We start from the raw sequence: 10304 nt of genomic DNA, 5'->3' as shown, positions 1-10304 counted from the left end.
GCGAGTTCGTTGGACACTTCGCCAAGTTGGTTGCACACTCCAGCGAATTGGTTGCACACTCCCCTGTTTGTTGTACACTTTGGTGAGTTGGTTGGACACTTCACCGGGTTGGTTGCACACTCCAGCGAGTTTGTTGGACACTACCCTGTTCGTTGCACACTCCAGCGAGTTCGTTGGACACTTCGCCAAGTTGGTTGCACACTCCAGCGAGTTCGTTGGACACTTCGCCAAGTTCGTTGCACACTCCAGCGAGTTTGTTGGACACTTCACCAGGTTCGTTGCACACTCCAGCGAATTGGTTGGACACTACCCTGTTTGTTGCACACTCCAACAAAACCATCCTAGCAATCTCCAACCTACTCTTCTCCATAAAAAAAAGCCTCTAACCCGGTTCATTTCTACCAGGTAAGAGGCCTCTATCAATTACAAGTTATTCGCAACCCGTTCAACCGCTGCGGCTACATTGAGATGGACGTTCGGATCGAGCGGATGCGGGACAAGATCACCCGGTTTCGTGCTGTCGACAATCGCGAGTGCAGCTGCAATTAGCATCGGATAGGTAATTTCCTTTGCGTGCGCATTGAGTGCACCGCGGAAAATACCTGGGAAGCCTAAGATATTATTAACAAGACGGCCATCTGCCGCAAATGCCGCGCCTGCTGCAAGTGCGTCTTCCGGCGTAATTTCAGCGTTTGGATTGGACAAAGCCAAGATAATTTGACCTTTCCGTACCATTTCTGGTTTGATAAGTCCTGCAACGCCTGTTGTGGCTACGATAATGTCACATGTTGCCATTAGTTCTTCAAGTGAATCAATGACGGTGCCGCCGTGATCAGCAAGCCTCTGACGCGCGACTTCATTACGGTCGATACCACGCATTTCCTTCACACCGTAATTCATTAGCATACGGCTGATTGCTAGACCAGCTGCGCCAAGGCCAATTTGCCCAACAACCGCATCTGAAAGCAAAACGTTTGTTTGTTGACAAGCTGAAATTACGGATGCCAATGTGACAACTGCTGTACCATGCTGATCATCGTGCATGACTGGAATCGAAAGTTCTGCTTTCAACCGCTCTTCAATTTCGAAACAGTGCGGCGATCCAATATCCTCGAGCAATATTCCGCCAAACCCTTGCTGAATATGTTTGATTGTTTCTACAACCTCATCTGGATCGCTCGTATTAAGCAAGATAGGAATACCACTTATCCCTGCGAATTGATCGAATAACACAGCTTTCCCTTCCATTACTGGCATTCCAGCGACAGGTCCGATATTTCCAAGACCCAGAATCGCTGTGCCATCAGTAACGATCGCGACAGTGTTCGAGATTCCTGTGAAATATTTCGCCTGCTCCGGATCATTCTTGATAAGTTCACAAACGTTAGCAACGCCTGGTGTATAGACACGTCGCAAATCACCAAGCGAACGGATTTCCATACGGCCTTTCATATGAATCTTGCCGCCTTCATGTGCTTGCAATACATCATCCGTTATAGCCTGAACACTAATGCCATCGCCGATTTGGTTAACTGCTTCGACGATTTGCAACAATTGTGCTTCACTTGAACATTGAATTGAAATATCACGAATCGTTGATAATGTACCCACTTTTATGGTTTGAATATCACCTATATCTCCATCTAATTGTCCGATAGCTAACGCGACTTTCGCGAAGTTACCCGGCACTGAAGGTGTTTCGATAATTAAATTACGCATAAATTGCACTTGTTCCATTGTATTACCCCCTGATTATACTAGCCATTCCTCATTTTACACGTTTAGGACCAGGTCGTAAACATTTTATAATTTTGTAAATAATAAATCATAATTTTATTCATTTTACACAACACTAAAGTAAATAATAATTTGTCGAGTTATATGTATTTTAAGCAGATAAGCAATCCATACGCAAACCTCCTACATCTTATTACAAGATTCGACAATATTTTCACCATAATGTCGAATTTATTAGACGATTGCCCCTTTTTTCGGTTATAATAAAAGATAGTAAGTTTTGTTACATTATTCTATCAAGGAGTTGCAGTTTACTTGTCTATACAGAAAAATTTCGTTATAGGGCTTATGCTCTTTGCATTGTTCCTCGGTGCGGGTAATATTATTTTCCCACCGCTTCTTGGACAAATGGCAGGAGAGGAACTTTTCATCGCGATGATTGGATTCCTGATTACAGGAGTCGGGTTACCTCTTATTGCAATCCTTGCAATCGCCAATGCGGGTGGCGGCTTAGAAACCATCGCAGGTCGTGTTAACCCTTATTTTGGAGTTGCCTTTACGATGATTGTCTATATGGCGATTGGTCCATTTTTCGGCATTCCGCGAACGGCCACCGTTTCATATGAGATTGGCGTTGTCCCATTTTTGCCTGATAGTATTTCCGACTCAAATTGGCCACTTTTATTATTTACGATTGCCTTCTTTATCATCACAGTGACACTCGCGCTGAATCCTGCGAAACTCGTCGACCGCATTGGTAAGGTGTTGACGCCAATATTATTCCTAGTTATTGGAGCACTCGCAGTGAAGAGTTTCGTGTCACCTATGGGAGATATCGGACAAGCACACGATACTTTTGCAACTAATGCTTTTTTCCGTAGCTTTGTTGAAGGATACTTAACGATGGATGTCATCGCAGCACTTGTATTCGGCATCGTCATTATCAATGCACTTAAAGCAGAAGGCGTAACAGAAAGTCGCGCTGTCATGAAAGCCATGGTCTTCGCTGGTCTTGTCGCGGCTACTGGATTAGCACTCGTTTACATTTCACTCGGGTACATCGGAGCGACTAGCGTCGATGCTATCGGAATACAGGACAATGGAGGCGCAGTTCTTGCACTCGCATCTACCGTCTTATACGGACCATACGGGACGATGATTCTAGCAATGACAATTATTTTTGCCTGTCTGACAACATCAATTGGTCTCGTTTCAGCTTGTGCACAGTATTTTGAACATGTATTTCCGCGGAATTCATACAAGACATATGTCTTCATTTTCGCGGGATTCAGTGCAATTATTGCAAACGTTGGATTGACACAACTTATTTCAATTTCCATTCCAGTTCTGCTTACGATCTACCCGCTAGCAATTGTTCTGATGCTAATGTCATTCATCGACAAATCGTTTGGTAGAAAGCCAATTGTTTATATCTTGGCGCTTCTGGCAACTGCTTTTGTTAGTATCTTTGACGGATTAAAAGGGGCTGGAATCGACATTAAGCCTGTCAATGATGTACTTGCCCATCTTCCGCTCTATGAACAGCAAATTGGTTGGCTTGTACCGGCTATTGTCGGTGCACTTATTGGTGTAGTTCTAAGCCCGTTGTTTAAGAAGCGGATTTAGTTCTCAGAAGGTTCCTACTTTTCATTTCGATTTCAGTTATACTGAATGAACATTCAGTATAAAGGAGGATGTTGTCCAATGACGATGAATTTTGACGATATGACGATGACAGCTATTTGGCTTGAAATCGATGAGAGATTAAACGGGGAACCGGATCCAATTAAAGGGATGACTCTCACCTATTCATTCAATTTATCCGGTGAAGATGGCGGTCTATACGGCTTAACATTAGCAGATGGCAAAGCCGTAACGATTACCGGTGATCCCGGTGAAGTGGATTGCGCACTAACAATGAGTGTGAAAGATTTCAAGAAGCTACTTGCTGGCAACTTGAATTCGACCGCCGCCTTTATGATGGGTAAACTTAAAGTTAAAGGTACTATTGGTCTTGCACTAAAATTAGAAGGTTTATTGAAACAGTACTCGTTTTAATAGAAGGAACCGACTCTCACTAAAATGGGAGTCGGTTTTTATATTGCCATAAAATTATCTATCGTTTTGTTGTCGTGTTTTCCTTACTTGCCTTCAATTCTTTGTCAGCCTTCCATTTCAACGTCGCCTTTTTGACCACTGGTTTAGCAGGAATATAACTTAGTTCAGCAATCTTCACAAGTGCTGGTTAAAACACAATTTCTATCCTATTTCGACAACTATCCGTATAATATGAAGAAACCTCAATAAGGGAGTTAATCATATGGTTCACACGAAAGAACAACTAGCAATGCAAATCCTTACGTCCCAACGTAAGCAACGAGCAGATTTCATTATACGCAATGCACAGGTTGCCGATGTTTTTTCGTTGCGTTGGATTTATGCTGATATCGTCATAACAAACGGAGTTATCATTGCCGTTGATGAACATGGATTATTTGAAGCCGCTCATTCGGAAGATGCGAATGGACGGTTTGTTATACCAGGGTTAATTGACGGCCATATCCATATCGAATCATCGCTCGTTACACCTTCTGAATTTAGTCGGGTCTTGCTTCCCCACGGTGTAACAACTGTCATCACTGATCCCCATGAAATCGCCAATGTTGCAGGTGCGGAAGGGATTCAATTTATGATTGACGACGCCTCTGAATGTAAAATGGATATATTCGTTATGCTTCCTTCAAGTGTCCCCGCGACACCATTTGAGCATGCCGGCGCAACTTTGAGAGCTTCAGATTTACAGCCCTTTTTTGCCAATGAATCCGTCTTAGGGTTGGCAGAAGTAATGGACTTCCCGTCTGTATTAAATGCTGAATCCGAAATCGTCGATAAGTTGCTCATGGCACAGCAAGCAAATGTAATTATCGATGGGCACTGCGCTGGACTTAATGCCGATCAGATTCGCGGCTACCGCGCCGCCGGTATTCATACCGATCATGAATGCGTCACTGCGGAAGAAGCATTGGACCGCGTTTCACAAGGAATGCATGTGTTAATTCGCGAGGGGTCTGCAGCAAAAAATTTACGTGCTCTCCTGCCTGCTGTAACAGCACATAATGCGCGCCGATTTCTCTTTTGTACAGACGATAAGCATTTGGACGAGTTATTGGATGAAGGGAGTATCGATCACGCCATCCGTCTTGCGATTCAAGAAGGCATGGACCCACTGCAAGCGATTCAACTCGCGACTATTAACGCCGCAGAATGCTATCGTTTGGACAATAAAGGTGCAATCGCTTCAGGATTCATTGCTGACTTAGTGATGATTGATGACCTAGAAAACTTCCGTGCGCTGTCTGTCTGGAAAGATGGAGTTAAAGTGGCTGAGAACGGGCAAATGCTTAGTCCTCGACAAGAGATGAACGAACCATCGTCCCGAATTACACAAACTGTTCATCTTCCTGAATTAACCGTTGATGATTTCGCAATTCCCTTTACTAATAAAGGTCTCGCTCATGTCATGGAAATCATTCCGGATCAGTTGATGACGAATAAGAAAGTAATGCAAGTCCCTATTGAAAACGGTTTATTCATACAAAATGTCCAACAGGATTTATTAAAACTCGCCGTCATTGAACGCCATCATGGACTTGGAACAATCGGATTAGGCATTGTGAATGGTTTTGGGTTAAAGTGTGGAGCAGTCGCCACAACTGTTGCTCATGATTCACATAATGTCATTGTTCTCGGCGTAAATGACATAGATATGTTAATTGCCGCTAAAGAATTACAACATATGCAAGGCGGATTCGTTATTGTAAATGAAGGAAAAGTGCTCGCTTCACTTGCATTGCCGATAGCTGGGTTAATGACAGATCGTCCCGCAGCAGAAACTGTTGCAGACCTAGACAAGTTGCATAGTGCATTGCATGAACTTCATCCAGAATTAGATTTTCATTTATTTTTAACCTTGTCATTCTTAAGTTTACCTGTCATTCCCGAACTGAAATTGACGGATACTGGGTTATTTGATGTCAATGAATTTCGGCATATTTCGATTCAGGTGGATTAGAAAACAACGCCGTTTGGATTCCAAACGGCGTTGTTTTCTTTAGGGTAGTTTGAATGCACTCATTCTTATATATCTATTGGAATAAAAAACCCTTCGCAACACTCTCGTAATCTATCTGTAACACAAATGTAATTTAACAGTCTATTGTTCTAGTTCTATTAATCAGATAGAATACATATATAGAACTGTTTGTCGTGGAGAGGGGAAAATAGATGCAAAAGAGAGCTTTTTCAGTGTTGGCGACGTTTGCCCTAGCGACGTTTATCTCAGTCGGGAGCGCGAATGCAGCAACTGATTCATACACCGTCAAGCCCGGAGACACGCTATGGCAAATTGCTACAAAGCATAAGTTAACTGTGGATGAACTGAAAAGTCTAAACAGCCTTGCTTCCGATTCGATTAAAACCAATCAAAAATTAGCCGTTTCTGCAAAAGTTGCGGTTAGTCAAAAATCAGGAGCAGTCAATTCAGTCGCAGTAAAAACAGCAAGTACGAAAGTGTCCACTGTAGTAAAAGAGACTTCTTCTACTAACTCATGGAAGAATGCCGTTGCAACAACTGTGAAACCAAAAGACTTGAATCTTCCCTCTAAAAAGGTATTAGTCAATGCCGTTGAAGTTTCACTTCCACTTTTGGGCACACCTTATGTTTGGTCTGGCGCAACTAAAGAAGGCTTTGACTGCAGCGGGTTCATTTATTATGTATTTAACGAGGCAGGACTTAAAATGCCAAGACTTGATACAATTGGTATGCATACCAATTCTTTTAGTGTGGACGAGCCTATACCGGGCGATTTAGTGTTTTTCGAAAATACATACCGCAGTGGCATTTCGCATGCTGGAATTTATTTAGGTGATGGTAACTTCATACATGCCGCTTCGCAAAAAGTTGAAATCACTTCAATTAATTCAGTTTACTGGAAAGATAAATTCACAGGTTTCAAACGTTTTAATCAGCTTAATTGATACTTAACAGCTTTCCTATTCGTGGGAAAGCTGTTTTTTTACATTGCGATAGTTTGGAGTCTGTCATAGAATTTTAACTATTTTTGTAGGACAGTTCATTCTATTGCACACATAATCTCCAACTTTTTTTCATCCCAGTCAAAATTCTATCTATTCTTCAAGCCAAATGTAAGTTATAATTGAATCGACACCTGTCAAGACACCTAGTCTTTCATTGTGTCATTTGGGGTTTACGCCTCATATGATAAAGTTAATCTTCAATTAGGTGGGCGTCTGACTGCCCGTTAATACGGGATAAAAAAAGGAGGTACGAATTCATGAAAAAAAACAGCATGTGGTCACTCCATTTCACGACTGCCGCTCTTGTCCTTATTCCAGCAGCTATCGGCATAAACTACCTTGGTAAGTTGTTTGCTGGTCTGCTTAAATTACCGCTATGGCTCGACTCAATTGGTACAGTACTTGCTAGTATGCTAGCGGGTCCGATTATCGGTGCCATTGCAGGGATTGTTAACAATATTATATACGGCTTCACTGCCGATCCGATTTCATTCGTTTATGCAATTACATCCGCAGTCATTGGTCTTGTCGTGGGGATTATGGCGTATAAAGGATGGATAGCAAACGTTGGAAAAGCACTTGTACTTGGACTTGTCGTTGGCTTAATCGCCGCCACAGTCTCAACTCCACTTAATATCATGTTTTGGGGTGGGCAAACCGGGAATGTATGGGGTGATGCACTTTTCGCAACAATGATGGCACAAGATATGCCGCTTTGGTTTGCATCATTCGCAGACAGCATTGTCGTTGACGTGCCTGATAAAATGGCGACAGTTCTAATCAGTTTCCTTCTCTTCAAAGGATTGCCTAAAAATTTGACGCATATGTACGACAACCGTTCAGAAATAGAACGTCTTTAAGGACAATGTAAGCGGCCTGGTTAATCGGGCCGCTTACAACAGATTATAGGCTAGGAGGATTCCCGTGAAAAACATGACACTGTATGTAGATAAGGATTCGTTCATCCACAATATCGATCCGCTTACTAAGCTCTTATTTGTCTTCCTATCAATCGCATTGACCTATATCCTTCCGACTCATTTATTCGTCATCTGTGTCTTGGCATTTACGCTCCTTCTACTCTTTACCGGCAAAGTGTTCACATACATTTTGCCGGTTATTGGTGTCAGCCTGCTGTTGATTATTTCCATCATCATCGTTCAAGGTTTCTTCCATCCAGACCGCGCGACACTTCTTTTTGAAATTGGACCACTTCCTATCTATAAGGAAGGATTCGCATTTGCATTGCTACTCACCCTTCGTATTATTAATATGGTGTGTGCGTTCGGCGTTCTCATTTTGACGACGAAACCGGATGACCTTGTCGATTCACTTATCAATAAAGGAATGTCTCCTAAAATCGGCTACGTTTTTCTGTCGGTTTTGCAGATTATCCCGCAAATGCTAGCAATGACAAGTAAAATCACCGATGCACAGCGAGCACGCGGCATGGAAACAGAAGGGAATTTACTTACGCGCATCAAATCATTTATTCCGCTTCTCGCTCCAGTTGTTCTCAATTCATTAAACGATACGCGTGAAAGGTCTATCGCGCTTGAAATACGCGGATTCAATGCGAAAGGAACAAAAACGTTTTTGAATGAATCTTTTCATTATAAATACGGTCTCATCTTGAAAATCATACTTATCATCGCGTTAATCGCCGCTATCGTCTGGAGGGTTGTCTTATGAACAGTATCCGTGTCGAAAATCTAACGTATAAATACCCGAACACCGATACTTTCGCCCTTGACGGTATTTCATTCGCAGTAAAAAAAGGTGAATTCGTTGGCATAGCAGGCATGAATACTGCTGGAAAAACGACGTTATGTTTTGCACTTAGTGGTTTAGTTCCCCACTTTTTCAAAGGCGCATATGGTGGTGATGTTTTCATTGGCGACATGGACGTACTTACACATGAAATCAGTGATATTACAGCGAAAGTTGGACTTGTTTTTGAAAATCCATTTTCGCAAATGACTGGTGCCAAATTCACGGTTTACGATGAAATCGCCTTCGGGCTTGAAAACTTAGGCATCCCTCGCGACGAAATGCATAGGCGAATTAAAGAAAGTATGCAATTCCTCGATATTGAAGCATTAGGGGATAAAAATCCATTCTCCTTATCTGGTGGACAAATGCAGCGTGTCGCAATCGCCAGCGTTATCGCCATGAAACCGGATATCTTAATACTCGACGAACCAACGTCACAGCTCGATCCGCGTGGTTCGGAAGAAGTATTCCGCGTCGTTGAAAACCTGTCGAGAGAAGGTATGACGATTATAATGGTCGAGCAGAAAATGGAGAAACTCGCCGCCTATTCCGACCGAATTCTCCTTATGCACGAAGGTAAATTGATAGATTCCGGACCTCCTGCTGAAATCTTTTCGCGTGATGATTTATCGACTTTCGGAGTCGAACCACCTGTTTATACGACAGTCGCAAAAGCACTTCATTTGAAAAATGAATTGACTGGCCTTTATCCGATTTCACTTGGAGAAATGCCTGCAAGTCGTATTACCAGTGGGGATATACGGGTAATCAGTGAATCCTCCCCTTCAACAAAAATAGCTGGTCCTGAAATTACCGTGAAGAATCTTCAGTTCAGCTATAACAAGGAAACCCCTATTTTGCGAGGAATTAACGTAACGTTAAGCGGTGAACCTACAGCCATTATTGGACAAAACGGGGCGGGAAAAACCACCTTCGTCAAGCTGTTGAAAGCATTATTAAAGCCAAGTTCTGGCGAAATCATCATTAATGGAACGAATACGAAAGACACGACCGCGGCAAAACTCGCGGGTATTATCGGACTCATTTTCCAAAATCCAAATGACCAGATTTTCAAAAATAATGTCTTGGATGAAGTAATGTTCGGGCCGCTCAACGTTGGACAAACGCCTGACGTAGCGCGCGTGAATGCAGAGAAAATGCTCAAACGCGTTGGCTTGTTAGATAAAGCGGGGGAAAACCCCTATGACTTAAGCCTCGCCGAGCGGAAAATGATTGCTGTTGCCTCCATTCTTGCAATGGATACGGACATCGTTATTTTCGACGAACCGACAATGGGGCAAGATGCACGTGGTAAGGCGATTCTAAAAGAAATTATCAACGAGTTGCATGCGCAAGGTAAACTTGTGCTCTGTATTTTGCATGATATGGATTTTGTCGCTGAAACATTTGGTCGTACGATTATTATGAGTAACGGACAGTTGTTATTCGACGGCCCGACTCGCAGCGCCTTTTCGGAAGTGGATATTCTCCACACTGCCCGTCTTGAGCAGCCCCATATTACCCAACTTGCTCGTCAGATGGGCTATGACGGGATTTTATTGAAAGAAAGTGAAATGATTCAGGAATAAACAAAAGCGGAAACGCCTGTTTAGAGGCGGCAGGCATAAGAAGGGCTGGCTATGCGGCGCACTTTACCGCATAACCGGACCTGCTTATGACCGAGCCTCTAGGCGTTG

At 42.9% G+C, this 10304-nt stretch carries 9 protein-coding genes; 8 read left to right on the top strand and 1 reads right to left on the bottom strand.

The features are described from left to right. The coding region (locus I2484_RS20030; RefSeq protein ID WP_207152827.1) for a hypothetical protein at positions 1–409 on the top strand (409 nt) is incomplete at its 5' end. 14 nt (positions 410–423) lie between these two features. On the opposite strand, the gene I2484_RS20025 is transcribed toward I2484_RS20030, so the two are convergent. Then, positions 424–1737, bottom strand: coding sequence for an NAD-dependent malic enzyme (locus I2484_RS20025; RefSeq protein WP_207152826.1), 1314 nt, complete (start codon positions 1735–1737; stop codon positions 424–426). 315 nt (positions 1738–2052) lie between these two features. Between I2484_RS20025 and brnQ the strand changes: the two genes are divergently transcribed. The 7 genes from brnQ to I2484_RS21725 all read left to right on the top strand — a co-directional run bounded on the left by brnQ (position 2053) and on the right by I2484_RS21725 (position 10196). Continuing rightward, positions 2053–3363 carry a branched-chain amino acid transport system II carrier protein gene (brnQ, locus tag I2484_RS20020; protein WP_255551632.1) on the top strand — a complete coding sequence of 437 codons (1311 nt, stop codon included), beginning with the start codon at positions 2053–2055 and terminating at the stop codon, positions 3361–3363. A 78-nt stretch (positions 3364–3441) separates the two neighbouring features. Beyond that, positions 3442–3795, top strand: coding sequence for an SCP2 sterol-binding domain-containing protein (locus I2484_RS20015; protein ID WP_207152825.1), 354 nt, complete (start codon positions 3442–3444; stop codon positions 3793–3795). Between the two features lie 262 nt (positions 3796–4057). Then, positions 4058–5809 (top strand): adenine deaminase, encoded by a 1752-nt coding sequence (ade, locus tag I2484_RS20010; protein WP_207152824.1) that lies wholly within the window; start codon positions 4058–4060, stop codon positions 5807–5809. A 212-nt stretch (positions 5810–6021) separates the two neighbouring features. Further along, the gene (locus I2484_RS20005) at positions 6022–6774 is read left to right on the top strand and encodes a C40 family peptidase (protein WP_207152823.1); all 753 of its coding nucleotides are present in this window, start codon (positions 6022–6024) and stop codon (positions 6772–6774) included. Positions 6775–7091: 317 nt separating this feature from the next. Next, positions 7092–7694, top strand: a complete 603-nt coding sequence (locus I2484_RS20000; protein WP_207152822.1) for an ECF transporter S component — start codon at positions 7092–7094, stop codon at positions 7692–7694. A gap of 73 nt (positions 7695–7767) precedes the next feature. Further along, the gene (locus tag I2484_RS19995; protein WP_218628076.1) at positions 7768–8526 is read left to right on the top strand and encodes an energy-coupling factor transporter transmembrane component T family protein; all 759 of its coding nucleotides are present in this window, start codon (positions 7768–7770) and stop codon (positions 8524–8526) included. Next, positions 8523–10196, top strand: a complete 1674-nt coding sequence (locus tag I2484_RS21725) for an ABC transporter ATP-binding protein (protein ID WP_255551631.1) — start codon at positions 8523–8525, stop codon at positions 10194–10196. Before I2484_RS19995 ends, I2484_RS21725 begins: the two co-directional genes overlap by 4 nt. Positions 10197–10304 lie beyond the last annotated feature (108 nt).

It is taken from the genome of Sporosarcina sp. E16_8, from assembly GCF_017347095.1.
Classification (GTDB): Bacteria; Bacillota; Bacilli; order Bacillales_A; family Planococcaceae; genus Sporosarcina.
The sequence above is the reverse complement of the archived record's forward strand: the minus strand, read 5'-3'. Positions and strand labels throughout refer to the sequence as shown.